Below are 26258 nucleotides of genomic sequence, written 5' to 3'. Positions count from 1 at the left end.
ATGTAAGCTATTTTTTCAATAGCTTCATTTACAGACGTACTTCTTAGAGAGATACTCAGCTCTACCATTCCCTCTCTCCCTCCTTTTTAAAAAATTATCTAAAAAGTTAGCGAATTTCTTGACAAAAAACAATCTATAGTTTAGAATTTAATCATAGAGAAAAGACCTACTAAAAGTAAGGTTCTACCTGGAAAACGGACGCCAATCAGTTTTGTAAGGCTTTATTTTTTAGTTGTCTTGTTCGCTAACTCTTTAGCTTACAAATAATATTCTAAACTATAGATTGTATTTTGTCAATAGTTTTGCAATCAAAAGTTTAAATATTTTTTGTCATGCCTTAGAAAGGTTGATAAATCAATGTTTTCTTTGTTCGAAAAAATAAAAGAACTTTGCCAAAATCGTGGAATTTCTATAAATTCTCTTGAAGAAACATTAGGATATAGTAGAAATACAATCTATAGTATGAAAAACAAAAAACCAAATGCTGAACGTCTCCAAGAAATTGCTGACTACTTCAACGTTTCCACGGACTATCTGCTAGGACGTACAGATAATCCTGCCATCGCTGGTGATTCAAAAGAGTATATATGGCAAGGGAAAGTTCTAAATGTTGAAGAAATGGCATCTAATGTCATGATGTTTGGCGGTCGAGAATTAACAGATGAAAAGAAAAAAATCATCCAGTCTATCATTGAAGGTTATCTAAAAGAAGCTGGTGATTAGAGGTATTGCTTAGTGACTGAAAAAGAAATTATAAGTCATTTTCAGATTCGTATTATCGATTTTGATGGAGATTTGATGCCTGATGAACTTGGTTTTTACGAAAAAGAAACCAATACGGCTTTCTTATCGAGCAAGCTCAACAAAAAAGAGAGGGTTAAGGTCCTGTTGCATGAATTAGGGCACAAGGACCATACACGCTCAGAGTACCAGAACGCTCGTCTACGCTGTGAGAACGAAGCTGATAGGAATATGATCCATCATCTCGTGAAAGATGCGATAGAAAGTTTAGAAGACCCTACAGAGTTTGATTACCTCAAATTCATGTCCTATTACAATCTAACAACCGTGACAAATGAAATCATGGTAAAAGAGGAATATCATAATTTAGCAAATATAATTTAAGGAGATGTTATGAAAAAAGAAAAAGATTCTAAACCTTTTTATAAAAAAGTTTGGTTTTGGATATTGTTAGCTATCTTAGCTATCGGTGGTTCAAATGCTCTTACAAAACAAACGTCAAGCAAAGCAGACGAAGAAAAAGCAAGTGCGCTTAAAACAGCTCAAGAACTTGTCGAAAGTAAAGCGTCATTTTCTGAAAAAACACTTCTTTGGTATTTAACAGAAAGTGCGAGTCACAAATATTCAAAGAAAGCTGCTCAATATGCTGTTGAGAATGTTGGTGATGTTTGGGTTAATGAAGCGCTCGATATTGCAAAAGAAGAAAGAAGTGAAGGTAAGACTGACGCAGAAATACTTAAAAGTTTGACAGATAAAGATGCTCAGTTTACTGAAGAACAGGCCCGGAAAGCTATTGAAAAATTAAATGAATAAAAAAAGCCACACAATTGCCCTCGCCAAAGTTTGATTGTGAAGCTTATCCTTTATAAAAAATCAGCCATTAAAAAGGCCTCTTTTCTATACTCTATTTTACACCATGAAAGGGGTGATGTCAATATTCTCAATGTTTAGACCTTGTCCAGAAGCCAATAAACAAGGAGAATACAATGAAATACATTAAAACAAAATATCCAAACATCTACTACTATGAGACCGCCAAAGGCAAACGTTATTACATCAGACGCTCTTTCTATTTTCGTGGTAAAAAGAAAGAGATTACTAAAAGTGGTCTCACAACCCTTCCACAAGCTCGTGCAGCCTTGACAGAGATTGAGCAGCAAATCCAAGAACAAGAATTGGGTATCAATACGAATCTAACGCTTGATCAGTATTGGGATATCTACTCTGAAAAGAGATTGTCAACAGGGCGCTGGAATGACACTTCCTACTACCTCAATGATAATCTCTATAAGAATCATATCAAACCCAAATTTGGTTCTATCCAGCTTAAAAGTCTAGATAGAAATGAGTATGAGCTATTTATTTCTGAAAAACTAAAGAACCATGCCAGATACACTGTTCAAACCCTCAATTCTAGCTTCATGGCATTGCTAAACGATGCCGTGAAAAATGGAAATCTGCTCTCAAATCGCTTGAAAGGTGTTTTTATCGGACAGAGTGATATTCCTGCAGCTAACAAGAAAGTGACTCTCAAGGAGTTCAAGACTTGGATAGCAAAGGCAGAAGAGATTATGCCAAAACAATTCTACGCTCTGACTTATCTTACCATCTTTGGATTGAGAAGAGGAGAAGTCTTTGGATTGCGTCCAATGGACGTAACTCAAAACGACAGTGGACGGGCTATACTGCATCTTAGAGATAGTCGAAGTAACCAGACCTTAAAAGGTAAAGGAGGTCTTAAAACGAAGGAATCAGAGCGCTACATCTGCCTTGACGATATCGGAACAGACCTTATCTATTATCTGATAGATGAAGCTGCTAAGGTTAAAAGGAGATTAGGGATTATCAAAGATCAGCAAAAAGATTACATTACGATCAATGAAAAAGGAACGCTCATCAATCCTAATCAGCTAAATAGGAATTTTAATCTAGTTAATGAAGCTACAGGATTGCATGTAACACCTCACATGATGCGCCACTTCTTCACAACTCAGAGTATTATTGCAGGAGTTCCGCTTGAACAATTGAGCCAGGCGCTAGGTCATACAAAGGTTTATATGACAGATCGTTATAACCAAGTTGAGGACGAATTAGCCGAAGCGACAACAGACCTATTCTTGAGTCACATTCGCTAAAAATTCCCCGACAAACCCTCTAAAACTTCCCGATATTTCCCCGACAAAAATACCAAAACTACCGAAATTTATCGGAAAGTAATATCTAGGTAACTCTCTAAAAGTTTGAAATAAAGCAAAAAAACTCCACCTGATTGGGTGGAGTTAAGGGAGATTATTATGAAAAAGAAAAGTTTAGGATTTCATTAAATAAAGTTAGGAGGTCTTTATTTAATGGTTATATGATACAAGATGAATCTTAAAACTAACTTAACTTTTCTCCTGATTTATCATTTTTTTAAAAATTTTTTTCAAATGGATTTTTCCTCTCCAAGTCATAAAAAAGCCACCTGATTGGGTGACTTCTTTAGGAGATTATGATGAAAAAGAAAAGTTTAGGATCTCATTAAATAAAGGGTACTAAATGAAAATCGAAATCAGACTAGGCAGATAGACACAAGCATAACTATAGTTAGCTAAGTCGACTCTAACGAAGGCTGGTGGGATTTTCGAAGAGTATTAGGAGGTCTTTATCTAATAACTATATAATACACGAGGAGACTTAAACTTTACTTAATAAAAAATAATTTTTTTTTATCTTTTTCGATCCACCCAAATCATTCCTGTGCAATCATAAGTAGATAGGGTTTCAAAGCCCAGAGAACGGTAGAATTCCAAGGTTTTTTCTGTCTGTTCGGTCACTAGTTGGACTTGATAGGTATCTTTATAATCACCTAAAGCCTCTTTCATCAAGTCGCTACCAATCCCTTGGCGCTGATAGCTAGGCAAAACGATCAAATCCTGGACAAAAATCGATGAAAAACCATCTCCGACCAAACGGACCAAGCCTACCACGGCATCACCATCAAGTGCCAGATAAATCGCTAATGAGTGAGACAAGGCCTTCTCCAGCATCTGAGGTTGATGTGTATAATTTGTCCAACCGACTGCCTGATAGAGATGCAAAACATCCTCTAGCTTGACAATTTCTTGCTTTCTCACGCTAATCATGTCATCACCTCTTAGAGCTCTCTCAAGCTCTTGTACTGCCGTCCATCTTTATCAAAGTTTTCAGGAGCCAGCCATGCTTCCAAACGAGCTTTAACTTGAGGCCAGTCCTTATCAATCATAGAGAGCCAATCCGTATCCCTCATACGCCCCTTATAAACGACTGCCTGGCGGAAGGTTCCTTCATAGACAAAGCCCAAACGTTCCGCAGCTCGTCTTGATGGCAAATTTAGAGCATCGCATTTCCACTCATAGCGACGATAGTTAAGCTCCTCAAAAACATAGCGAGCTAGGAGATATTGAGCCTCTGTCCCTATACGTGTTCCCCTGAGTTCTGGAGAAAAAGTGACAGCTCCCACTTCTATTACTCGGTTATTCTGGTCAATGCGCATGAGAGAAAAAGTTCCCAAAGCCTTACCAGTTGCCTTGTCTATAATCACGTAGTAAAAACGGTCCTTACGAGCCAACATCTGATTTAAGACGGTAACCAGTTCCTCCATATCTGCCACTGGTTCCTGAAAGAGGTAGGTCCACATCTCCCGAGGAGTACCTGGACCATAAACAGCTAATAAATCCTCTTCATGCTTTTCCACCGAAAGAGCCTCTATCCGAGCGTAGCGCCCTTCTAAGAAATCAATGGAAGGCAATTCACCTGGTGTATAACTTTCCATAGACTCACCAATCATCTGACCATATTCATTTACTGGCATAGCTTTCTCCTTGTTTTACGCTGAAAATACTATATCATAATTTGCTCTATATGGAAACTAGCACTCTCCCCAAACTTCATCCTCAACACTACATTAGTGATCCATTTTCTTTCTTTTCTCTTCTAAGGCTTGATTAATTCGTTGGGTGAGTTTGTGAGTTTGCCAGATCTGGTACAACCATATCAGTCCATAAATTAATAAGAAAAAGAACCACAGCAAGGGACTCAACAATGCTGAACCCCAGCCAAAAAATAGGTAGGTCAATACTAAAATAGTAGCTGTCGCTAATAAATGAACTCCTACACGCATACTATAAGCAAGAAACTCTAGTCTTTCAAGGATTAAGGTCAATACCCCCATAATTCCACTCATCAAAAACAAAGCTAGAATATTTTTTGTCGTTGGTGCGGGATAGGTAATACCTGAATAAAACTGAGCCAATAACACCAAACTCAAATAAACAAAGGAGGCCGTCCGCATTCCCGATACAAAATAAGCAATCAATCGCTTCATGATTTTCTCCTATAAACCTAGATAATCCATTAAGGACTTAACGTATTTCCGACTCACACTAGATTTGATACCCCGAGTCATCTTAGCCATCATGTTTCCTGAAAAACTATCCGATAATGACTCTAGATGGTCAATATTTATAATTGAATGACGTGATATCTGTATAAAGTTACGCCGGTTAATCCGATTCTGAAAGTTTGTCAATGTTTCCTTAGTTTTATAAATCCCGTCTACCGTATAAATGGTCAACAAATTTTTATCGATATCTGCTAGAATAAGATCCTCAATTTTCACCATAACCAGATGATCATCCGTTCGAATAGGAACGACCACCTGATTGGTCGTTGAAAATTGTTCTAAATACTCCATGACTTCTCTTGCTTGGTCGGTTAACTGAGCTGCCTGAATTAAAATGTGTGGGTCTTTTTCTGAAAACTCTGTCTTCATTTCAAAACGAATCTTCATTTTCTCTCCAATACACCTTTATTTTCTCTTACTAAACACTTTAACAAATAAAATCCAAAGAAGAATAGCGACGAGACTGATAATAACCACTATAAAGTATGTTTCTTCCTTTGTCAATAGTTCTTGCCAGTTGATTTGGATTCCCATTTTTTCTTGAAATTCCTGTAACAGACCGCTATTTCCTGTAAATGTGGTCTCTAACCGCTCTTTCATTAAGACTTGTCGATAGAGAGAAGCAATATAAGTTGCAGGGGTACACTTCATGATAATCTGTGCAAAATCAGGTAATACTCCAATAGGGACATAAGTTCCTACTAAAAATCCAGAAGCAGTCCCCACTATAGTTGCCAGTTTGCCAAGGCTATCTACAGATTGAAAACGGTAAATCAAGAGAACATTTACCAAACTTGAAATCAGACTGCTTAATAACATAATCAAAGCGATTTCCGGTAAATGACTGATAACTGGACTTTCTTTAAAATAAAGGCTCATAACAGCAAACATAAACACCTGCATGACAAAAGAAATGATAATACTGCTGATTAGATAGGACGCCTGTAAGCCCCAGCTACCTAAATCTGTCAAGAAGAGATCTTGATCCACTTGATTTTCACGATCCTGTACCATTTGTGTAAGAGCCGTAAAACTGGTCGTAATCCCAGTCACAGCCAACGTCCCACCCATCAGCCAGTTATTTAAAAGGTTCGTACTATTAGGGAGTTGGGACCAAGAATCCGTCAAATTCTTCTGCAAAAAAATGATATAAAGGAGGAAGGAAATCAATGCCCCCAATAATGAGAAAAATACTCCCGAACGATTACGAAAATATAAGATAAAATTCCGTTTCAATAAAGCTAGCATTAGCGAACCTCTCTTCCTGTAAGTGCAATAAAGGCATCATCCATAGTGCCCGGACGAAACTCAAAAGAATCAATTTCTTCTCGAACTTTTGCCAAATATTCAATGGCTTCCTGTGACGTCCTTGGATAAAAAAGATATTCCAACTCATTTTCTTCCTCTACTGTCATTCCAGTCTGTAGCAATTTTTCTAGATCCTTCATTTCCTTAAAACGAATTTTTAGGATATTAGATGCATACTGACTTTTGATATCAGTCGCAGAACCTTGCGCAATCACTTTCCCATGATCAACGATATAGATCTGATCCGCTTCATCTGCTTCATCCAGATAATGAGTCGTTAAGATAATAGTCATCCCTTCATCCTTTTGTAGTCGATACAGTAGATCCCAGATGGATTTGCGAGTTTGAATATCAAGACCTGTCGTTGGTTCATCCAAGAAAAGAATATCTGGTCGCGAAAGAAGAGCACGCGCAATATCAACCCGACGTTTTTGCCCACCTGACAAAGTCCCATATAGTTGTTTCTGGAAAGCAGTCAAACCCAGTTGATGGATCAAATCATCCACACGACTTGCCGCAATCTCCTTATACTGTTGAGCACGAATCGTGAGATTTTCCCTAACCGTCAACATCTCATCCAGTACACTAGCTTGAAAAACAACTCCGATTTTCGTATTTGGCGCATATCGAATCTGACCTTGTGTCGGCTTTTTCAAACCGATTAACATAGAAATAGTGGTTGATTTCCCTGCACCATTGGGTCCCAAAATAGCATTGAAACTGCCTTTTTCAAACTCTAACTGAATATCGTCAACAGCCATATGATTGCCATACCGTTTAGTCAAATGTTTAGCTTGTAAAATCATATTTTCCCCTCCTCTTTACCTCACTAGTTTAACAAAAAGAATGAAAGAAAAATCGACTTTTGAGATAAGCAGTTAAAATGAAAGGCCAAGTGGTAAAATAATGGGGGTTAAATTAAAGTAGAGCAGGCTGCAACCGTTTTTCTCCTATCGAATCACTAGAGGATGTTGAAAAACACTTACAACCACACATTATATTTTTAAACATGCGCTATAAAAGAGGAGTTTTATAACATCCGGCAGAAAAATCCAAGAGTCAATAGTATTGTTCTCGCTAAACCAAACAATAAAAAATGAATCAGAAATCATGGCACACACTCCCTTCTAGTGAAATGAAAATGCTGAATGGGGCAGGATTGAATTTGAAGCAAGCAAGTATGGTCCTGAATTTGAAACTGCCATTAACGATAAGTCTATCTATTAGGAAAGAAATCTTCAATACAAGCAAAAACAGCTCTTGTTATCCAAGAAGAGCTGTTCTATTTTATGAAAGAGAATCACTAGTGCCCCTTGTGCTTCTCTTTACGTTTTTGCTGTTTGCGTTCAAATTTCTCTTGCTTGAGCAATTGCTTTTGGAGACTAGACTGTTGTTTTGAATGCTTTTTTCGTTCCTCGTACTGCAACTGTAAAAGCTCTTGTGACTTAGAAGAAACTTTCTGCTTCACCTGTTTCTTTACAGCTCGCTGCAGACGCTTCGGATTCTTAATCTTCACATGCTGTTTGACTGTTGCCTCTGGACTAAAAGATAACCGAACAAACTGAGTCTGTAAAAGTTTCAAAATTTCATCCTCTTTTGGTTCCTGACCAAATGTCACACGACAAACTTGATAAGTTCCCTCATACTCTTGTTCAAACAATCCATGCCAAAATCCATCTTCAAAATAAACTGTCAAGCCAATTGAAACTATTTCCACGACAGCACCTCCTTAAATCTATCCCTAAGAATGGACAACCAAGGAGGAAGGTTACTGATAGGCTTGCCTACGTCTGGACTACCAACCAGAACTGTGTTTTTATCTTAGTTGGGACTATTATAGCATAATCCAATTTAAAAATCCTCCAGATCCTACTCTGAAGGATTCCTATCTTATTTCACAACGATATTAACGAGTTTAGTTGGCTCAAACAGTTTGGGGAACTGTTTGAGGTTGCAAATGAGCAAATAAATTGGTTATTTCACCACAATATTCACAAGCTTGTTAGGGACACTAATCACTTTCACGATTTCCTTACCGTCAATTTCTGCTTTGACTTTTTCGTCAGCGAAAGCAATTTCTTGCAATTCTTCGCGTGACAGGTCTTTAGCGACCATGAGTTTGGCACGAACTTTACCTTTGATTTGGACGACGATTTCGATTTCGTCTTCAACCAATTTGCTTTCGTCCCATGTTGGCCAAGCTACGTAAGAGATGGACTCACCTGTTGCTGCAACAGTTTGCCAGAGCTCTTCTGCCAAGTGAGGCGCAAATGGTGCAATCAATTGGATAAAGCCTTTGGCGTAGTCCACATAAAGCTTGTCTTCTTTGTTAGCAGCGTTGACAAAGACCATCAGTTGGGCAATGGCTGTGTTGAACTTCATAGACTCGATTTGCTCTGTTACAGACTTAACAGTTTCGTTATAAACTTTGTCCAGAGCACCATTGTTTTCCGTAACGATTTCTTTACTTGTAATCAAACGGTAAACACGGTCGAGGAACTTACGGCTTCCTTCTAGACCTTCTTCTGACCAAGCGATAGAAGCATCAAGTGGTCCCATGAACATTTCATAGACACGAAGGGTATCGGCACCGTATTGTTCCACCACATCATCTGGGTTGACCACGTTCTTAAGTGATTTAGACATCTTGGCTGGTGCTTGCTCCAATTCTTCTCCTGTTTCCACATGGAAGAAGGAACCGTCACGTTTTTCAACCTTATCAGTTGCCACAAGAGCGCCACGGTGGTCACGGTAGCTTGTTCCCAAAATCATTCCTTGGTTAAAGAGTTTTTGGAATGGTTCCTTAGTCGGAACAACACCAATATCATAGAGAAATTTGTGCCAGAAACGAGCGTAAAGCAAGTGAAGTACAGCATGCTCTGCTCCACCCACGTAGATATCCACTGGCAACCATTGTTTGAGAAGGTCCTCATCAGCCAATTTCTCTGTGTTGTGTGGATCAATATAACGGAGATAGTACCAGCTTGAACCAGCCCATTGTGGCATGGTGTTGGTCTCACGACGGCCTTTGACACCATCTGCACGAGTCACTTCAAGCCAATCTGTCAAGTTAGCTAGTGGACTTTCCCCTGTACCTGAAGGGCGGATATCCTTGGTTACAGGCAAGACAAGCGGCAATTCATTTTCTGGAACAGCTGTTGAAGTCCCATCTTCCCAATGAATAATTGGGATTGGCTCACCCCAGTAACGTTGACGGCTAAACAGCCAGTCTCGGAGACGGTAGGTCACTTTTTCTTGACCACAGCCTTTTTCTTCCAGCCAAGCGACAATCTTAGCAATAGCATCTTCTTTGTTGAGCCCGTTCAAAAAGTCTGAATTGACATGAAGGCCATCTTCTGTGTAGGCAGCTTCTTCAACGTTTCCACCTTCAAGCACTGCTACGATTGGAAGGTCAAATTGTTTGGCAAATTCCCAGTCACGTTGGTCGTGGGCTGGCACAGCCATGACAGCACCGGTTCCATAGCTAGCAAGAACATAGTCTGCAATCCAGATTGGAATTTCCTTGCCATTGACAGGGTTGATGGCATAAGCACCAGTCCAAACACCGGTTTTTTCCTTGGCAAGGTCTGTACGAGCCAAGTCAGACTTGAGGCTGGCTTGGTGTTTATAGTCTGCTACTGCTTCGGCTTGTTCTGGACTGACGATAGCATCAACCAAGTCATGTTCAGGAGCCAGAACGGTAAAGGTCGCACCGAAAAGAGTATCCGGACGAGTAGTAAAGACAGTGAATTCCTTGTCTGTTCCTTTTACTTTAAAGGTTACATTGGCACCAGTTGATTTCCCAATCCAGTTGCGTTGCATATCCTTGATAGACTCTGGCCAATCAAGGTCATCCAAGTCATGGAGTAAGCGCTCCGCATAGGCAGTGATTTTGAGCATCCATTGGCGCATTGGTTTGCGGACAACTGGATAGCCTCCACGCTCAGAAGTTCCGTCAGGAAGGACTTCTTCGTTAGCGATAGCTGTTCCTAGTTCCTCAACCCAGTTTACTGGGACTTCCGCTTCATAAGCCAAGCCTTTCTCGTAAAGTTTGGTGAAGATCCACTGAGTCCACTTATAGTAGTTTGGATCCGTTGTATTGACTTCACGATCCCAGTCATAAGAGAAGCCAAGCGCATTGATTTGGCGTTTGAAGTTGGCAATATTTTCAGCTGTAAATTCTGCTGGGTCATTCCCCGTATCCATAGCGTATTGCTCTGCAGGCAAACCAAAGGCATCCCATCCCATTGGGTGAAGGACGTTGTATCCTTGCGCACGTTTGTAACGGCTGAGGATATCGGTTGCTGTATAACCTTCTGGGTGTCCTACGTGCAATCCAGCTCCTGATGGATATGGGAACATATCAAGAGCATAAAACTTCGGTTTTGATGCGTCTGTTCCTGTCTTAAATGTATGATGTTCTGCCCAGTAGCCCTGCCACTTAGGCTCAATTTCTTTATGATTGTAAAAACTCATGCTATTTCTCCAATTTTATGATGTTACTATTATACCATTTTCAAGAGATTTTTACAGATGAAATCATGAAGTTTCCATTGATACCTATTACAAAACATACTCTAACTATTTCCTTTTAATTGACCACCAAAATTGAAAGTTGTATAATGCTAGCTGGAGGAAATAATCATAGATTTACAAACGATTTTTGCATATGGGTTCATTCTCCTTTTCATCATCACAGAAACATGGATTAAAAGGAAAACAAAATCAAACAATGAAAATAACTCTGAAGACAAAGGAAGTCGTTACATCATTATTGGTAGTGTTGTTTGTTGTCTTCTATTAATGAATGAACAACTTCTACCTTCTATAGCTCAACTGCCACATTTTTTGATCTATATTGGAATTCTCCTTTCTCTAGCCGGCTTTATATTACGTATCTATGCAGTTAATTATCTTGGGAAGAATTTTACACTTGCTGTTCAAACAACAGATAGTCAACAGTTGGTAGAAGCAGGTCCCTACTCTATAGTAAGAAATCCTGCCTATACTGGTAGCATCGTATCCATACTTGGCTTGTCAATTGTTTCATTAAATCCTCTCACAATTATTATTTGTCTCATTCTATTGGTAGTTGGTTACAGTATTCGATTAAAGGTAGAAGAAAAAGCCTTACACAATCATTTTGGAAAAGCATTTGAAACATACTGTCAAAAGGTTCGCTATCGAATTTTCCCTTATATTTGGTAATTTCATTCAAATATAACATACCTTTCAACTAGATTTGACTGATTACTAAACATGATAAATATTTCTTTAATGAAGGATTGAGTTTTGCGTTATGCAAAATTCAATCCTTTTAGTTTGATTTCACTCTGTTTATATCGGATGCCACTATGTTGGACTTTAGGGTATTATTTCTCCAAAATAATTCTAGCCTTCCTTTCATAACATCTCCCAAAAATTTTTACTTTTTCGAAACTATTGATTTAAATCATATCCTTTAACTCAAAATTAGCTCCTAATCGGAGCTAACTTCTATTGATTATTTGTCTCTTCCATCTTCTCACGCCCTAGTTCTCGGTAACTACGGTCACCAACAACTTCTACGCTAAACTGACCGTCCTCATATTCAAGAATCGTCACGCTACCATTATCTAGACCATGCGGATGCATGCCATTAATGAGATAAACCATCGTACCAATGGTCATCCCGTGGCTAACAACCAAGGCATTCCCGCCACCTTGTTCTTCCATTTCCTTGGCAATCGTTTCAAAACCTTCTTTGATTCGGCCACTAAGTTTTTCCCAACCTTCAGCCCAACCAGCAGTATCAACCTCTACCAAACCTTCAGCTAGCTCCGCATAGGATAACTGATGAACATGATCCACCTTGAAAACACGAGGAATGACCCCCATAAAGAGATCCCCATCATAGGCCCCATCAAAACTACCAAAGCACCACTCACGGATTCGCTTATCCATGCGGTAAGGGATTTTCCCTTGTAAGCCCAGTTCTTCTAGGATAATTCCCATGGTTTGAATGGTACGCCCTGAATCGCTGGAATAAGCTCGGTCAAACTGCAAACCAGACTCTCTCAAGCCAATTCCCAACTCATGAATTCCCAACTCACCTTCTGCAGTTAGAGGCGTATCACTCCATCCTTGAGCACGTCCAATCGTGTTAAACATGGTTTTCCCATGACGGACTAAGTACAATCTTACTTTAGACATTTTCTATCCTCCATTTTCTTCTATTATATCATGGATCAAAGAAATATTTAGCTTTCAAAAGCAAAGCTCCTTCTCCTAATTTTGCCACAAGAAAAGCTACCCTCACGGTAGCTTCCCTAGGAGATTATTATGAAAAAGTTTAGGATTTCTATTAAATAAAGTTAGGAGGTCTTTATTTAATGATTATAGTATATACAGTCATCCTTAAACTCAACTTAAATCCTCTCTCTTTTTTATTAATTTTTAAAACTATGGATTGGAGCTGGGATTTGGCCACCACGAGAGATGAAATCAACAGACGAAGCACCGTTGACCTTCATAACTGGAGCTGTTCCTAGCAAACCACCGAACTCAATCATATCGCCTTCTTTGCCCTTTGGAATAATACGGACAGCCGTTGTTTTCATGTTAATGACACCGATTGCCGCCTCATCCGCAATCATCGCAGCAATAGTTTCAGCAGGCGTATCTTCTGGAATGGCAATCATGTCCAACCCAACAGAACAGATAGCCGTCATAGCTTCTAGCTTTTCTAGATTGAGAGAGCCATTTTGCACCGCAGCAATCATCCCCTCATCTTCAGAAACAGGGATAAAAGCCCCTGACAAGCCACCTACCTGGTTACAAGCCATCACTCCGCCCTTCTTAACTTGGTCGTTGAGCAGGGCGAGTGCAGCAGTTGTTCCATGGGTACCAACAGTTTCTAGACCCATCTCCTCCAGTACTCGAGCCACAGAATCTCCAACCGCAGGAGTTGGCGCCAAGCTTAGGTCGACAATTCCAAAGTCAACACCCAGTCTCTCGCTGGCCATTTGCCCAACCAATTGACCAATACGAGTAATCTTAAAGGCTGTTTTCTTGACCGTCTCAGCTACTACATCAAAGCTCTGTCCACGAACTTTTTCCAAGGCACGCTTGACAACACCAGGACCCGAAACTCCAACATTGATGATGACATCTGCTTCACCGACACCATGGAAGGCACCCGCCATAAAAGGATTGTCCTCAACAGCGTTAGCAAATACAACCAATTTGGCAGCTCCCATATCTGATAAATTTGCTGTTTCCTTGATGATACGTCCCATATCTGCAACTGCAGTCATGTTGATGCCTGACTTGGTTGAGCCAATATTGACAGACGAACAAACCTTGTCTGTTTCAGCTAGAGCACGCGGGATCGAATTGATGAGAATCTCATCTCCTTTTTGGTAGCCTTTTTGTACCAAGGCCGAAAAACCACCAATAAAGTCAACACCAATCTCCTTGGCAGCCTTATCAAGTGCCTTTGCCAAAACGACATAGTCCGTCGCATCAGTCGCTGCTCCAATCAAGGAAATCGGAGTCACCGATACTCGTTTATTGACAATAGGAATCCCTAGTTCTGTAGCAATTTCATCTCCTACAGCCACTAGATTTGCAGCTTTAGTGGTGATTTTTTGGTAAATTTTTTCAGCAGCACGTTCGATATCCGGATCAATACAGTCCAACAGGGAAATCCCCATGGTGATGGTTCTGATATCGAAGTTCTGCTCTTCAATCATGGCAATGGTTTCCGTAACTTGTCTAATATCCATGATAACCTCCTAGATATTGTACATAGCATCAAAAATCGCTGCACTTTGAATATTGATTTTGACATTCTGTGTTTGACCAAAGTTTTCAAACTCATTTCGAAGAGTAGTGAAATCCTGCTTTTCGTCGCTAGAAACGACTGCCATCATGGTAAAATATTCGTCCAACACCGTCTGAGAAATATCGTCAATATTTAAACCCAATTCTGCAATCTTAGTAGACACACCTGCAACAATCCCAGCCTTGTCCTTACCAACCACTGTAATAATAGCCTTCATCCTTATACCCCATTTCTACAATTTTTAGAAAACCTGAACGTTTTTGATTTTCTTTTTTCCTAGTATAGCATATTTCCATAGAAAATACTAAAAAACGCCTGCTTACGAAGTTGTTCTTAAGAAAAAAACAATTTCGTAAACAAGCGTCTACCCTATCAAATGATGATGAGTGTTCCCGCTAGGACCGAAGTCCCAGCGGTAGACCAGAGCTAGACTAAGAGCACAAGACTCCATCATCATAACACTCAACAAAATTGATGATTTTATACTAATTCGATGATCGCCATTGGCGCAGCATCACCACGACGTGGTTCAGTTTTAAGGATACGAGTGTATCCACCGTTACGTTCAGCATAACGAGGTGCGATTTCTGAGAACAATTTTTGAAGTGCTGTAGTAGAAGTGTACTTATCAGTTGCTTCATCATAGTTTTCAGATGCGATTTCATTACGTACGAAAGCAGCTGCTTGACGACGTGCATGCAAATCACCACGTTTACCTAGAGTAATCATTTTTTCAACAGTTTTATTCTTGCTATTGCGCCAGCATCTATTATTTTCCGAACGATTGAACTTATCTGCAAGCAAACAGAAATTGTCAGCTTTAAAGATTCTCTTCGTGGCTTTCAAAGTGATTTGATCGGAAAGATCTTTGTAACAGTTCTTGTTAAATCATTATTACTTTTTCTATGGGGTCTAATATGGGCGCTGTCCATTATGACTTTCACCTTCGGGGTATTAATCTATGTACTGATGTGGTACATCGTAGTAGCTAATGGAGGAATTGAACACTGGGGTAGAATAGTTAGTGAATCTTTTGAGCAGCTCCCTAATGCATTTAATAATGAGTACCTGCTAAACAACGGGTTGATCACCGTAGCAATCATTGCAATCATTGTTAGTATTCCCCTCGGTATCATTGGACTATCTATCTACCTGCCTAAATATTATGCTTATTCTCAAACAGAGTAGGTTCTTTACGATCAGATTACTGAGAGACGTTATGCAAGGCCGCTTGGAGTTATTCGCGAGAGTAAATCATTGATGAAAGGCTACAAGTGGAAACGTTTCTGTTAGAAAAATAGATAAGTTATCTGGTTCCACCTTTTCCTTTAGCATCTCACGCCGGACAAGATCCTGTGAAATCACAAGCATCCCACGACCAAAATGATTTTGTAATTTTTTAGCTAGGCTGGTTTTCCCAGAGTCGGAATTACCCCGAATGATGACTAGTTGCGCCATTAGTCAATCTCCTTCACCAAACGATTGTACTCGCGCTTGATACAACGGTTCATGACGATATGATTGCGACCTGCCACCCGCAAAATTTCTTCCGCTTCTTGACTTTGAAGTCCCAGCTGCGCCCAAAAAATCTTGGCATCCGTCTCAATAAAATCACGCGCCACATCCGGCAAAAATTCGCTTCGCCGAAAAACATTGACAATATCCACGGAAATAGGAATATCCTGCAAACGCGCATAAGCCGTCTCGCCCAAAATCTTTTGACCCGCTAACTTAGAATTGACCGGAATGATCTGATAACCCAGTCCCTGCATGATCTTTGAAATACGATTGCTAGTCGTTTCCTCACGGTCAGAAAGTCCGACAACTGCAATCACTTTGCTCATCTCCAAATAGGTCTGAATCATGTAATCACTAGGATTTTGAAATCGTACATAAAACACCTCACTTATTTCCTTATGACCAGTATAGCATTTTTTGAAAAAGGAGGTAAAGATTGGAGCCGGGTTTTTTTTAGTAACGAATCAGCAAATAGAACCGCCAATTATGTTATAATGGTTAGGTAAATAAAAATATAACCATTTTATTAATGACAGAAATATCGCTAACATCAAAGGATTATAATGAAAAAATTTTTTAATTTATTGACAAACTTAACGATTATAGCCGGTATCCTCATCATCAGTTACCCTGTTATTAGCCAAATTTATTACAATTACCAGACCAAACAAGAGGTTAAGGACTTTGACTCGTCTGCACAAAAATTAACTTCTGAAGATGTGACGGAACGGATAAAGCTAGCTACTGCCTACAATCGTTCTTTGCAAAATTTGACAGTAACGGATCCCTATACCAAAGAAGAAAATGCCAAAGGGCAGGCAGAATATGCTCGAATGCTAACTGTCCATGAAAAAATAGGCAGAATTTCCATTCCTAAAATTGATGTTGATTTACCAATATATGCCGGTTCAAGTGAAGAAGTCTTACAAAAAGGGGTGGGACATCTCGAAGGAACCAGTTTGCCGATTGGCGGGCAGAATACTCACACTGTTCTAACTGCCCACACGGGCTTGCCCAACAATCGTCTTTTTACCGACTTGGATAAAATGAAGGTGGGTGATAAGTTTTTCATTCAAAACATCGCTGAAACACTTGCTTACGAGGTTGATTCCATAACGGTGATCGAGCCGACCCAGTTTGACTCTCTAAATATTGTACCTGACAAAGACTACGTGACTTTGCTGACCTGTACTCCTTATATGATCAATTCGCACCGTTTACTTGTACGGGGCCACCGGATCCCTTACAAACCAAGTGAAGAAAAAGTAAAAAATCCGATTAGTCATATTTCTATTCCACCGCTTTATCTAGTCGTTTTCGCAATTCTATTTCTCATTTTCATTATTTTGGCTTGGAATAAGTGGAAATCGAAAAAAGCATAGAAAGAGCTATCATGTCAAGAAAAAAGAAAAACCAAAAACGGCTGCGACTAACCTATAAGATACTTACCATTCTGGGGTGCTTGATGATCTGTTATCCCTTTGTCAGTCAGATTTATTACCAATATGTGACTATGCAAGAGACAAAGCAATTTGATGACGAGAAAGGTAAATTAGTTGACCAAGATGTTGAAAATCGTATTGAACTCGCCAAAGCCTATAATAGCACCTTGTCCCCAGAAAAAATAGGAGACCCTTTCTCAAGCAGAAAAAAAGAGGAAGGTGTAGCTGAATATGCTCGCATGTTGCAACTGCAAGAAAAAATTGGTTATGTCACTATCCCTTCTATCAATCAAAAAATTCCCATCCGGGCAGGGTCATCTGAGAATGTCTTGCAAAACGGAGCAGGCCACTTAGAAGGAACCAGCCTACCCGTCGGTGGAGTTAGCACCCATACGGTCATCACCGCCCACAGAGGACTTCCCACAGCCAGACTTTTCACCGACTTGGATAAGGTAAAGGTCGGAGATGTCTTTTACATCACCAATATCAAGGAAACCTTGGCTTATCAGGTAGATAAGATTTTAACCGTTGAGCCTACCGATTTCAAACCAATACTGGTTAAAGAAGACGAAGATCGTGCCACTCTTTTGACTTGCACACCTTATATGATCAATTCTCATCGCCTACTCGTTCAAGGCAAACGCATACCTTTCCACGAAGCTGAAAAGGAGAAAAAAACAAAGATTGACTTTTTTGCCCAATACAAATGGTTTATCCTTCTTGCTACCGGACTCATCCTCCTACTCTTAGGCTATCTACTCTTTAAAATGTTAAGAAAGAAAGGAAAAGAAACATCACTTTCATGAAAAAGAAAAAACAATTACTTGGGCTGAGCCTCCTGTTAATTGGAATTGCGCTCTTCCTCTTTCCTTTTTTATCTATGATTAAAGAGGACATTTGGCAATCCAATGCTCAGCGCACCTATCAGCAGACCAGCGAGGAAACATTCCAAAAACTACGAACAGCCTTAGAACAAACCACTGTCACCGGAGCTATCCAAGATATTTTCCTAACAAAAAAAGAGACCGACGCCAAGCAAAAAACGCCCTACTCAGATCTGCTAGATACCAATCAAGTCGCTGGACGCATGACCATTCCTGCTTTAGGACAGCATTTCGACCTCTATCTTGACGCTGACTATGATAAGCTCCTAAAGGGCGTAGCGACTCTCGTCGGAACATCTGCTCCTCTGGGTATAAAAGGGCAGCGACCGATTATCGCAGGACATAGAATTAATTATAATGACGTGTCTTTCTACTTTCTCCCCTCTCTCAAAAAAGGAGATAAAATTTATTTCGATATTCTTGGAAAAAATCTAGAATACGAAGTGACCGATAGCGAGATCATTGATGAATACGAAGGCGAAAAACTTAAACCAATCGAAAATGAAGACATGGTTACGCTCATGACCTGTATGAACGAACCAAGATATGACAAACGGCTCCTTGTCAATGCAAAAAGAGTTGTTTCAGATAGTGAAAAAAAGCAAAATGTATCTACTAATCCCTTGATTCCCTTTGTTAGCAACCAACATATTAAACTTGGTTTCAAATTACAAAGGCTTGCCCCTTATTTGATTGTGATTGTCGGAACAGCGATCTTTCTCTTTTTCAGCAAGCGGCTATGGAATATCATAAAAAAACACTGATGAATCAGTGTTTTTTCTCGCTTTTATAAAGCTTATATCCTATCCCGATTAAGACAACGGCAATTCCTAAAAACCAATAAATGGCTAAGGTTCCCGTTTTGATAATCGGTGTTCTTGGCGTAGTCGGTGGCACCAGTGTATTGGTAATCACAGTGCCAGTTTTATCTACCATGTTTTGATAAGTTGCTGTATAGCCGTTAGGAACATCTTCTTCAGCTGTGTAGGTGTAATCTTTCCCTGCCGCATCTGTTTTTTCTAAATTCATAAAGGTATGTTCCCAGTTGTTGCTGTCATTCAGCTCAATTTCATCAATGACTTTCCCATTTTGTTTAAGATGAACAGTGATACTGTTTAACTTTTTACCTTTCCATTCCTTCCGAACTTTAAAGCTGGTCTTGTCTTCTCTCTGTTTTAAAACTTGCTTGGGATAGACATGAACGGCGTCATTTCCTACCGTGAAATAGCTGCCATCGGGTTTTGTCACAGGCAGTTCCACTTCTAATGGAACTGGTGTCGCATCACCCAACATCTGATTTCCTGATAACTTTGATTTTTCTTTATTGACAACAATATAGTACTTACCTGCCTTCAAAGCGCTAAAGATGAGACGACCACCATTTTCAGTTATCTTTGTTTGAACAAGCTCTCCGTCTGCCTTATCCTTGTGAATATCAAAGGCAACGCCATCAATGGTTGAGGCCTCACTACCAAAATAATTCTCAATGTCTAAAGGTTGTCCAGAATAACTATCTTTTCCTCCACCTTTGGGCCAACCATTCAAATCTTTTAACTTAACCAAGGTTAACACAATATCGTAGGTTGCATCTGACGAGGCTTGATTTTCCTGAGATGAGACGGTTGTAAATGGCCGCAAAGCTACCAAAATAACAATGGCCGTAAGTATGGATAGCAGACTGCTCAATATTCTTTTTCTTGTCATAGTATCCTCCTAAAACATAGCACTTGCACTCTTCACTAGGATATTCAACTCTTTTAAATACCCTAGTGAAGAGGTAAGGATTGTCCTTACTTCTTCATTTTATTACTTAGCTGAACGACGTTTCGCAATGAAACCTAAACCGACAACCAAGACACCCGCTGCAATCACGAGAGCAGAACCGATACCACCCGTTTGTGGAATTGTTACCTTGTTGTTGTTAACTTGGTTAATTCCACCTGTGTAAGTTGTTGATGAGATAGTGAACTCAACTGGTTGTTGCAACAAAGCGTAACCTGTTGGTGCTTCAACTTCGACCAATTTGTACTTAGTTTCACCAGTGGCGTTGTCATTTCCTTTTACACCATAAGGAAGCCCCTTAACTTCAAAAGTACCATCAGCTGCTGAAGTGAAGACAGTTGCATCTGCTTTATTAGCAACCCACTCATTTTTAGCAGGAGTTGTTCCTGATGCAGCTGTTTGTTTCAAATACTTGTCACCAGCTTCATTTGTAACAACAAACTTAGCCCCTGCAAGTTTAGCTGATGTCGCTTTGTCAATTTTTTCAAACTTAGCACCACCAGTGTGGAGTTCTGGAGTTTCATTAGGTTTAACTTCTTTTGTTGAATCTGGGTTAGTACCATAAGTCAACTTAACATCATTGGGGTTGGCTGCACCCATAACCGCTTCTTCATTGATGACTGCGTCATAAGTAATAGTGATAACATCTTTTGGATTTAATGTTTTGATGTAATCTTCATTGAAAGCAATGCTAATTGCTGCTCCTTTTGTACCAACTGTAGCTGTACCAGTAGTTGAATAGTTAGAAGGATTTACAACAGTGCCACCATTTTTAACAACAAGGTTGTCTGTGTAAGTCAGACCTGCTGAGAACTTATCGGTGAATTTTAAAACTTTATAGTCTTTAATACCTTCTGGCATTGTAGAAGTGACCTTGAAGGTCTTTGTTTCACCAACAAGAGCAGTATCGTGTTTAGCGTCTTCGCTAACTACTTTGTCAATACTTGGTTTGTCAACGGTATTTTTGGGATAAACATGAACAGCGTCAGTACCAGTTGTGTACCATCCACCTGTAGCCTTAAAGACTGGAAGATTGATTTCCACAGGAACAGCAGCTGAGTTAGCCAATTGTTCATCTGAAGTAAGTGTTGATTTTGCTTTGTTTTCAACGATATAGTATTTACCAGCTTTGAGACCAGTAAATGTAACAGTACCATCAGCTCCTGTTGCTGCTCCAGCTACAGGAGTACCTGTTGGAGTGTCTTTGTAGACATCAAACCAAACATTTGCCAATGTTTTAGCTCCAGAACCAAAATAGTCTGTCACATTCAATTTTTGACCAGTGTAATCTTCATTGTTTACACCAGTTTGTTTTGGCCAACCTGTCAAGTCTGACAGTTTAACCTTTGTCAAAACAACATCGTAGGTATCGTTTTCGCCAGGTGCGTTGTCTTGCGCAAAAGCTTTAACTGCTCCAAATGCTAAAAGCACGATACTAAGAGCTGCTAAGAACGAGAGGAAATATCGTTTTACGTTTTTCATTGTTTTCCCTCCTAAAAAGCCTTTCTATTTTTTTGCATATAATGTAAAATTACTGCCAATGTTAATGTTAAAGTTCCCATCAAAATATATGGTAGGATACCTGAGCCACCTGTGTTTGGATAAGTCGGGTTCACCTTGTTCTTCACCGTCAAGGTTGCTGTTTCTCCGATATTTGCATCCGTAAAGGTTACTTTCTTTTCAGACGCATCACTGATTTCCAAATAATACTTTGGAACAACCTCTTCGATATAGTAAGTGTAGTACTTACCGGTGGTCTTATCCTTAGGTGGATAGCGTTTTGTAGATTCCCAGAGATATGGAGCCGCTGCAGTTCGTTCCAACTGAATTGTCTCAACAAGCTCTCCATTTTGAGTTTGTCCGTCCGTTGTCCGGTACAACTTAACCTCTAGTTTCTTCGGTAGCTGGTCATTCGCAATCGGATTGCCGTCCTTGTCATACCAGAGTTTCTGGATCTTAATTGACGGATACCTCGTGTTGGTGATGACAAATCCACTTTGAGCGTCACCGCTATAATCGGCATCGTATTCAGGTGGAATCTCCTTTTCTCTGACCACGTACTTAAAGTCGGTGATTTTCTTCTCCGCTGCGGCTTTTTGTAATAGTTTCGCAGCAGATTCCTCATCTGGTATCGGACTAAAGGTGTCTTTCCAGTTATTGCTGTCAGAGAGCTCTTTTTCTTCCTTAAGCTCTTCTTTTGCAACACCGTCTTCCTTCCAAGTCGCGTAAAGCTGTGCCGTTATTTTAGAATGTGTTGTTTCAGAGTCACGCCACTTCTTCTCAACCGGAATGGTAATTCGCTTGTTGACTTTGTTGGTAACTACATTGGATTCACCAAAGCTTGGACCGGTATTGTATTTTACTTGGAAAGTATTAACAGCCGTCTTGCCACCAATATTATGATCCTTGTCATAAGCCGGAGCTTTCATATCGAGGATTGCATGCAAAATGGTGTACTTATGAATGACCGTTCCCGTTTTAGAAACAATCCTGATTGCTGTTACATCTTTATAGTCGCCTGGATTCTTTGTCCAATGTGAACTATTTACCTCTGTGTCAGCATTCATGGTCGGATATTTATCCGTTCGATAGTAAATATCAAAATCTGCCGTCTTATCTTCATCACCGACTTTCACAGTGATTGGACCTGTCAAGGTGTTTGAAAAGGCAGATTCGGCACCACCCGCAGTCGTCCGATCGCTGTCTCCAACATGAGGAAGAACATCGTAGATTTCTACTCTTGTCAGATCACTATCGTAGTAATTTCGCACTTGCAGGTCATATTGGAAATGTCCCGAAGTGGAAGTTAACCCACCGTACTCTGTTTCAATACCGTCTTTACTGAAGTCTCGACCATAATATTGAGGCCCACCTTCCACCAATGGCTCAGTGCTACGGATCGTTTTAACACTCTGCAGACTGTCTGTTACATTCCCTGTAACCTTTGAAGTTGCCTTTACGACCTTGTCCGTAGTGTCGCCGTTCATATTGATATCTCTTTCGTCATCCACAATCTGATTTGAATCGGAATGAATGGCGTCTGGGAACGGTTGACCATTGTCTTGGTAGAAATAAAGTTCATTCGTGTTATTGAAAGTTGGGGTCTCTGCCTTACTAGGGATAATGTCACTATTGATTTTTAATCCCTTTAGTTTGAAAGCATAACCTCTTCCATTATTTAAGTCTTTTACCAGACCTGATTTTAATTTGATTTTGATCGCTGTTCGACCACTACCATTGTAGTTTTCAATGACTGAAAATTTATCAATCATGTCCAGATTTGCTAGCCCAATTGCTTCGAGCATATCTTCCGCTTTTGTTTTGTCTACACCTGGTTCAATACTAACCCCTTTAGGAAGAAGATCAACAAGCGTTGGATTCTTTAGGTAGCGTGCTTTAGAAAGCTGTTCAAAATTCAATCCCAATAGGAAGAAGACTGATTCTCCCTCAATACCTGAAGTTTGTCCATCTGTATTCTTTGATAGACGAATCTTTTCTATAAATGGTACAAACTGTTTGTTCCATTCATCGGATATATTAATTGGAACATCTTGATTTTGAGAGTTTTTCACTTTAGCTTCAAGACCGACCACATTTTTTATATCCTTTGTAGCAGAATAAGGGACATGATAAGGGTCTTTGAAAGCCATATAGACGAAACCATCAATGTACTTTCCAACTGGTAATTCATATCCGTTAATAAAGTGGATAGTTATTTTAGTGTATTTTGGAGTGACAGCCGGTACTGCTGCTTCCGTTAACTCACCATTTCGGATCTTTTCAGCCGCAGTATTTAGTTCGTCTTGTGCATCCTTATTAATTTGATCCCCCGGAGCAAAAGTGTCATAAGTTCCATCGCTCTTATAGGCACGTATTTCCATCTTATCATTGATAGGTTTACTATTTGAGCCTTGTCTTTCAAAGAAAGAATCAACACTAGTGAAATACAGTCTTGAGTCAAACTTGCTGGCATCTTCAACTAGAGTAATCTCTCGCAAGGGTTTTGATAACTTATTTTCTACCTTAACTGTATAGTCTAGTCGCTGTGCATAAAGTCCAGCTACATCGTGTTGCACCGTCTGGTGTTCTGTCCTCTTGGAAAGAAGCCCCGTCCCACTGAAATCATCTGCAATGAGATTAAAAGTTATATCGTCACTATTTTTATATTCTTCATTTGGCGATGGATTGAAAGGAGTTGCTGTGATATCCGCCTTATTTGTAAAATTAGGTTTGTTGTTGCCGTCTTTGTACTTAGCATCTGGAAAAGATAGGTACAACATAGCCTTACTGACGTCAATATTGTGACGGAAGTCCGTATCAAATTCACTTTCTAAGAATTCCTTTGTATATGTCACTGTGCCAGTGCTACTATCGTAAGTCCAGCCAGGATTAAGGGCTTGGTCAAATTTAGCAGTAACTAACTGACCATGACTATTCGTATAAGTCGGTAGCGTATCCTTGATGACGACTTTTTTCATCATCCGCTGCTGACCTGAATTCGCCTGTACTTGATATGTGAAACTGAACGGTATAGGCTCTGCACCGGTTTCAGAAATTCTAGTCGGATCTTCTGTCTTAGCTGTTCCTCCGTAGAGAAGCTGACCATCTTCGCTACTAGTAGCCACTACCTTTGTTAGGTTCATATTTGGATAAGTTGGAGTATACTCCTTATCATCGCCTGTATATAAAACTGTGCCATCTTTACTCTTAAGAGTAACCTTTGGTTGTAGCTTATAGTCTTTTGGAACTAACCCGTTTGTAAAGCTAAAAACATAAGGTATGCTAATCTTGGTTGTTGATGTAATGGAATTGAAACGAATACGATAAATCGTCTTCCCGTTTTCCACTATTTTTTCTGCACTTTTGATTAGAGTGATACCTTCGGTCGGAACTGTAAAGTTATCTAGATAAGCATCTGTGTTTAGCACCTTACCGCCCGGATATAGAGTGGTTGGCATTTCAATATCTAGATAAGGTCCTTCTAAATCTGAGGTTAAACTAGTTCCATCAATATCCACATAAGTGGTAATCTGTTCATCTGTACGATAAGCTGTCCTTGCATTTGGCTTTATCGTGACAGTTGGAACTATTGCCGTCGGCGTAGGAGGAGGTCCCGGTGGCAATTTGTCATCATCTTCCTCTGATGTAGTCGCAGCTGGAGTTGTTTGACTCGTTGAATTGCTACTTTCTTGACCAGAAGAACTACTAGAACTGGTCTGTTTTTCACTATTCGTGCTGTCCGAGTTTTCTTTTTTGGCAGCTTCAGCAGAATTACTTACTAGAGCAGAAGACGGGCTGGTCTGTTCTTGTGCGAAGGCAAGAGAAGCACCACTCACTCCTTGTAAAATTGTGTTTATAAGCAGAATTAGAACTAAAAATATACTGCCTTTTTTCTTCATTGCCTCTCCTTTTCTAAATTTATTTCACATTCCGGATGAAATTTAATATATATTAAGACATTTCATAAAACAGCTTTTTATGAAATTTATTTCTGTATGGAAGTCATGCTATTCCCTTCAGGACCTTGATTTAACCAAGTCCAAAAGAAAATCCCAACAAACGAGAGTCCCTCATGGTGTTTGTTAGCTGAAACAAGCTAACGCTTTCTTACACACTGGACACTTTCAATCATTGGTTGTGTTACATACTTATACAAGTGTGAAATCTTGATAAATACAGCCCTGTCTACAGCATAGCACATTTATTTAATTAAGACAAGTCAAAAAGTTTAATTTTCAAATTATTTCTATATAATAAGAATAATAAAAAAACGCCTGCTTACGAAGTTGTTCTTAAACAAAAAAACAATTTCGTAAACAAGCGTCTACCCTATCAAATGATGATGAGTGTTCCCGCTAGGACCGAAGTCCCAGCGGTAGACCAGAGCTAGACTAAGAGCACAAGACTCCATCATCATAACACTCAACAAAATTGATGATTTTATACTAATTCGATGATCGCCATTGGCGCAGCATCCCCACGACGTGGTTCAGTTTTAAGGATACGAGTGTATCCACCGTTACGTTCAGCATAACGAGGTGCGATTTCTGAGAACAATTTTTGAAGTGCTGTAGTAGAAGTGTACTTGTCAGTTGCTTCATCATAGTTTTCAGATGCAATTTCATTACGTACGAAAGCAGCTGCTTGACGACGTGCATGCAAATCACCACGTTTACCTAGAGTAATCATTTTTTCAACAGTTTTACGGATTTCTTTAGCACGAGCTTCAGTTGTCACGATTGATTCGTTGATCAAAAGGTCAGTTGTCAAATCGCGAAGCATTGCTTTACGTTGTGAGCTAGTGCGTCCTAGTTTACGGTAAGCCATGTATTCCT

24 protein-coding genes and 2 pseudogenes are annotated in these 26258 nt (G+C 39.7%); 8 read left to right on the top strand and 18 right to left on the bottom strand.

The genetic code is table 11. The features are described 5' to 3' along the window. Positions 1-357 precede the first annotated feature (357 nt). The 4 genes from ATE34_RS05100 (at position 358) to ATE34_RS05085 (ending at position 2876) form a co-directional block, all read left to right on the top strand. A complete protein-coding gene (locus ATE34_RS05100) occupies positions 358-723 on the top strand; it encodes a helix-turn-helix domain-containing protein (protein ID WP_084881540.1) in 366 nt (121 codons plus the stop codon). A gap of 12 nt (positions 724-735) precedes the next feature. Further along, positions 736-1125, top strand: a complete 390-nt coding sequence (locus ATE34_RS05095; RefSeq protein WP_084911227.1) for an ImmA/IrrE family metallo-endopeptidase — start codon at positions 736-738, stop codon at positions 1123-1125. A 9-nt stretch (positions 1126-1134) separates the two neighbouring features. Beyond that, positions 1135-1554, top strand: a complete 420-nt coding sequence (locus ATE34_RS05090; RefSeq protein ID WP_084911226.1) for an Ltp family lipoprotein — start codon at positions 1135-1137, stop codon at positions 1552-1554. A 173-nt stretch (positions 1555-1727) separates the two neighbouring features. Further along, positions 1728-2876 (top strand): tyrosine-type recombinase/integrase, encoded by a 1149-nt coding sequence (locus ATE34_RS05085; protein WP_084911225.1) that lies wholly within the window; start codon positions 1728-1730, stop codon positions 2874-2876. A 573-nt stretch (positions 2877-3449) separates the two neighbouring features. Here ATE34_RS05085 and ATE34_RS05080 read toward each other — a convergent pair. The 8 genes from ATE34_RS05080 to leuS form a co-directional block, all read right to left on the bottom strand. Continuing rightward, positions 3450-3866: a GNAT family N-acetyltransferase gene (locus ATE34_RS05080; RefSeq protein WP_084911224.1), complete on the bottom strand. Its 417-nt coding sequence runs from the start codon at positions 3864-3866 to the stop codon at positions 3450-3452. Between the two features lie 11 nt (positions 3867-3877). Next, entirely contained in the window at positions 3878-4573 is a 696-nt protein-coding gene (locus tag ATE34_RS05075) for a GNAT family N-acetyltransferase (RefSeq protein WP_084911223.1), read from the bottom strand. A gap of 93 nt (positions 4574-4666) precedes the next feature. After that, complete coding sequence (locus tag ATE34_RS05070; protein ID WP_000825487.1) at positions 4667-5086, bottom strand: DUF3021 domain-containing protein; 420 nt, start codon at positions 5084-5086, stop codon at positions 4667-4669. Positions 5087-5095: 9 nt separating this feature from the next. Beyond that, on the bottom strand, positions 5096-5551 hold the full coding sequence (locus ATE34_RS05065; RefSeq protein WP_023946769.1) for a LytTR family DNA-binding domain-containing protein: 456 nt from the start codon (positions 5549-5551) through the stop codon (positions 5096-5098). 18 nt (positions 5552-5569) lie between these two features. Next, on the bottom strand, positions 5570-6412 hold the full coding sequence (locus tag ATE34_RS05060; protein WP_084911222.1) for an ABC transporter permease: 843 nt from the start codon (positions 6410-6412) through the stop codon (positions 5570-5572). Then, positions 6412-7278, bottom strand: coding sequence for an ABC transporter ATP-binding protein (locus ATE34_RS05055; protein WP_084911221.1), 867 nt, complete (start codon positions 7276-7278; stop codon positions 6412-6414). The genes ATE34_RS05060 and ATE34_RS05055 overlap by 1 nt, the downstream gene beginning before the upstream one ends. Positions 7279-7775: 497 nt before the next feature. Further along, complete coding sequence (locus ATE34_RS05050) at positions 7776-8189, bottom strand: YjdF family protein (protein WP_061416087.1); 414 nt, start codon at positions 8187-8189, stop codon at positions 7776-7778. 257 nt (positions 8190-8446) lie between these two features. Continuing rightward, the gene (gene leuS / locus ATE34_RS05045) at positions 8447-10948 is read right to left on the bottom strand and encodes a leucine--tRNA ligase (protein ID WP_084911220.1); all 2502 of its coding nucleotides are present in this window, start codon (positions 10946-10948) and stop codon (positions 8447-8449) included. A gap of 168 nt (positions 10949-11116) precedes the next feature. Here leuS and ATE34_RS05040 point away from each other — a divergent pair, with 168 nt between their 5' ends. Next, the gene (locus tag ATE34_RS05040; protein WP_000365732.1) at positions 11117-11680 is read left to right on the top strand and encodes a methyltransferase family protein; all 564 of its coding nucleotides are present in this window, start codon (positions 11117-11119) and stop codon (positions 11678-11680) included. 288 nt (positions 11681-11968) lie between these two features. On the opposite strand, the gene ATE34_RS05035 is transcribed toward ATE34_RS05040, so the two are convergent. The 6 genes and pseudogenes from ATE34_RS05035 to ATE34_RS05005 all read right to left on the bottom strand — a co-directional run bounded on the left by ATE34_RS05035 (position 11969) and on the right by ATE34_RS05005 (position 16162). Continuing rightward, positions 11969-12664 (bottom strand): histidine phosphatase family protein, encoded by a 696-nt coding sequence (locus tag ATE34_RS05035; protein ID WP_084911219.1) that lies wholly within the window; start codon positions 12662-12664, stop codon positions 11969-11971. Between the two features lie 236 nt (positions 12665-12900). Then, positions 12901-14238, bottom strand: coding sequence for a PFL family protein (locus ATE34_RS05030; protein ID WP_084911218.1), 1338 nt, complete (start codon positions 14236-14238; stop codon positions 12901-12903). A gap of 9 nt (positions 14239-14247) precedes the next feature. Then, a complete protein-coding gene (locus ATE34_RS05025) occupies positions 14248-14514 on the bottom strand; it encodes an ACT domain-containing protein (protein WP_084911217.1) in 267 nt (88 codons plus the stop codon). Positions 14515-14777: 263 nt separating this feature from the next. Continuing rightward, positions 14778-15041: pseudogene (rplQ, locus tag ATE34_RS05020) on the bottom strand (50S ribosomal protein L17); the annotation flags it as partial. A gap of 537 nt (positions 15042-15578) precedes the next feature. Then, positions 15579-15755: pseudogene (locus tag ATE34_RS05010) on the bottom strand (phosphotransferase-like protein); the annotation flags it as partial. Beyond that, positions 15755-16162 (bottom strand): CoA-binding protein, encoded by a 408-nt coding sequence (locus ATE34_RS05005; protein ID WP_029746018.1) that lies wholly within the window; start codon positions 16160-16162, stop codon positions 15755-15757. The gene ATE34_RS05005 and the pseudogene ATE34_RS05010, both read right to left, overlap by 1 nt. Before the next feature lie 216 nt (positions 16163-16378). Between ATE34_RS05005 and ATE34_RS05000 the strand changes: the two genes are divergently transcribed. From ATE34_RS05000 to ATE34_RS04990, 3 genes are read left to right on the top strand one after another with little or no spacing between them, the layout of a single operon-like run. Then, entirely contained in the window at positions 16379-17197 is an 819-nt protein-coding gene (locus tag ATE34_RS05000) for a class C sortase (protein ID WP_000713119.1), read from the top strand. A gap of 11 nt (positions 17198-17208) precedes the next feature. Continuing rightward, entirely contained in the window at positions 17209-18063 is an 855-nt protein-coding gene (locus ATE34_RS04995) for a class C sortase (RefSeq protein WP_000087616.1), read from the top strand. Beyond that, on the top strand, positions 18060-18905 hold the full coding sequence (locus ATE34_RS04990) for a class C sortase (RefSeq protein ID WP_000727545.1): 846 nt from the start codon (positions 18060-18062) through the stop codon (positions 18903-18905). Before ATE34_RS04995 ends, ATE34_RS04990 begins: the two co-directional genes overlap by 4 nt. Positions 18906-18909: 4 nt before the next feature. Here the strand turns inward: ATE34_RS04990 and ATE34_RS04985 are convergent, their stop codons facing one another. The 4 genes from ATE34_RS04985 to rplQ (ATE34_RS04970) form a co-directional block, all read right to left on the bottom strand. Then, positions 18910-19845: a Cna B-type domain-containing protein gene (locus ATE34_RS04985; protein WP_084911215.1), complete on the bottom strand. Its 936-nt coding sequence runs from the start codon at positions 19843-19845 to the stop codon at positions 18910-18912. A 102-nt stretch (positions 19846-19947) separates the two neighbouring features. Further along, positions 19948-21405, bottom strand: a complete 1458-nt coding sequence (locus ATE34_RS04980; protein ID WP_084911214.1) for a SpaH/EbpB family LPXTG-anchored major pilin — start codon at positions 21403-21405, stop codon at positions 19948-19950. 11 nt (positions 21406-21416) lie between these two features. Next, positions 21417-25322, bottom strand: a complete 3906-nt coding sequence (locus ATE34_RS04975) for a Cna B-type domain-containing protein (protein ID WP_061598870.1) — start codon at positions 25320-25322, stop codon at positions 21417-21419. A 541-nt stretch (positions 25323-25863) separates the two neighbouring features. After that, positions 25864-26250, bottom strand: coding sequence for a 50S ribosomal protein L17 (gene rplQ, locus ATE34_RS04970; RefSeq protein WP_000331493.1), 387 nt, complete (start codon positions 26248-26250; stop codon positions 25864-25866). Positions 26251-26258 lie beyond the last annotated feature (8 nt).

This window comes from Streptococcus oralis subsp. tigurinus, assembly GCF_002093545.1.
Lineage (GTDB): Bacteria > Bacillota > Bacilli > Lactobacillales > Streptococcaceae > Streptococcus > Streptococcus oralis_C.
This window is presented reverse-complemented; position numbering and strand designations above follow the sequence as displayed.

Coding starts and splice junctions, on each gene's coding strand:
- ATE34_RS05055 (WP_084911221.1), bottom strand. CDS start 7,278: ATGATTTTACAAGCTAAACATTTGACTAAACGGTATGGCAATCATATG.
- ATE34_RS04985 (WP_084911215.1), bottom strand. CDS start 19,845: ATGACAAGAAAAAGAATATTGAGCAGTCTGCTATCCATACTTACGGCC.
- ATE34_RS05080 (WP_084911224.1), bottom strand. CDS start 3,866: ATGATTAGCGTGAGAAAGCAAGAAATTGTCAAGCTAGAGGATGTTTTG.
- ATE34_RS05000 (WP_000713119.1), top strand. CDS start 16,379: ATGAAAAAATTTTTTAATTTATTGACAAACTTAACGATTATAGCCGGT.
- ATE34_RS05035 (WP_084911219.1), bottom strand. CDS start 12,664: ATGTCTAAAGTAAGATTGTACTTAGTCCGTCATGGGAAAACCATGTTT.
- ATE34_RS05070 (WP_000825487.1), bottom strand. CDS start 5,086: ATGAAGCGATTGATTGCTTATTTTGTATCGGGAATGCGGACGGCCTCC.
- ATE34_RS05030 (WP_084911218.1), bottom strand. CDS start 14,238: ATGGATATTAGACAAGTTACGGAAACCATTGCCATGATTGAAGAGCAG.
- ATE34_RS04995 (WP_000087616.1), top strand. CDS start 17,209: ATGTCAAGAAAAAAGAAAAACCAAAAACGGCTGCGACTAACCTATAAG.
- ATE34_RS05075 (WP_084911223.1), bottom strand. CDS start 4,573: ATGCCAGTAAATGAATATGGTCAGATGATTGGTGAGTCTATGGAAAGT.
- ATE34_RS05025 (WP_084911217.1), bottom strand. CDS start 14,514: ATGAAGGCTATTATTACAGTGGTTGGTAAGGACAAGGCTGGGATTGTT.
- ATE34_RS04980 (WP_084911214.1), bottom strand. CDS start 21,405: ATGAAAAACGTAAAACGATATTTCCTCTCGTTCTTAGCAGCTCTTAGT.
- ATE34_RS05005 (WP_029746018.1), bottom strand. CDS start 16,162: ATGATTCAGACCTATTTGGAGATGAGCAAAGTGATTGCAGTTGTCGGA.
- ATE34_RS05100 (WP_084881540.1), top strand. CDS start 358: ATGTTTTCTTTGTTCGAAAAAATAAAAGAACTTTGCCAAAATCGTGGA.
- ATE34_RS05085 (WP_084911225.1), top strand. CDS start 1,728: ATGAAATACATTAAAACAAAATATCCAAACATCTACTACTATGAGACC.
- rplQ (WP_000331493.1), bottom strand. CDS start 26,250: ATGGCTTACCGTAAACTAGGACGCACTAGCTCACAACGTAAAGCAATG.
- leuS (WP_084911220.1), bottom strand. CDS start 10,948: ATGAGTTTTTACAATCATAAAGAAATTGAGCCTAAGTGGCAGGGCTAC.
- ATE34_RS05060 (WP_084911222.1), bottom strand. CDS start 6,412: ATGCTAGCTTTATTGAAACGGAATTTTATCTTATATTTTCGTAATCGT.
- ATE34_RS05090 (WP_084911226.1), top strand. CDS start 1,135: ATGAAAAAAGAAAAAGATTCTAAACCTTTTTATAAAAAAGTTTGGTTT.
- ATE34_RS04990 (WP_000727545.1), top strand. CDS start 18,060: ATGAAAAAGAAAAAACAATTACTTGGGCTGAGCCTCCTGTTAATTGGA.
- ATE34_RS05065 (WP_023946769.1), bottom strand. CDS start 5,551: ATGAAGATTCGTTTTGAAATGAAGACAGAGTTTTCAGAAAAAGACCCA.
- ATE34_RS04975 (WP_061598870.1), bottom strand. CDS start 25,322: ATGAAGAAAAAAGGCAGTATATTTTTAGTTCTAATTCTGCTTATAAAC.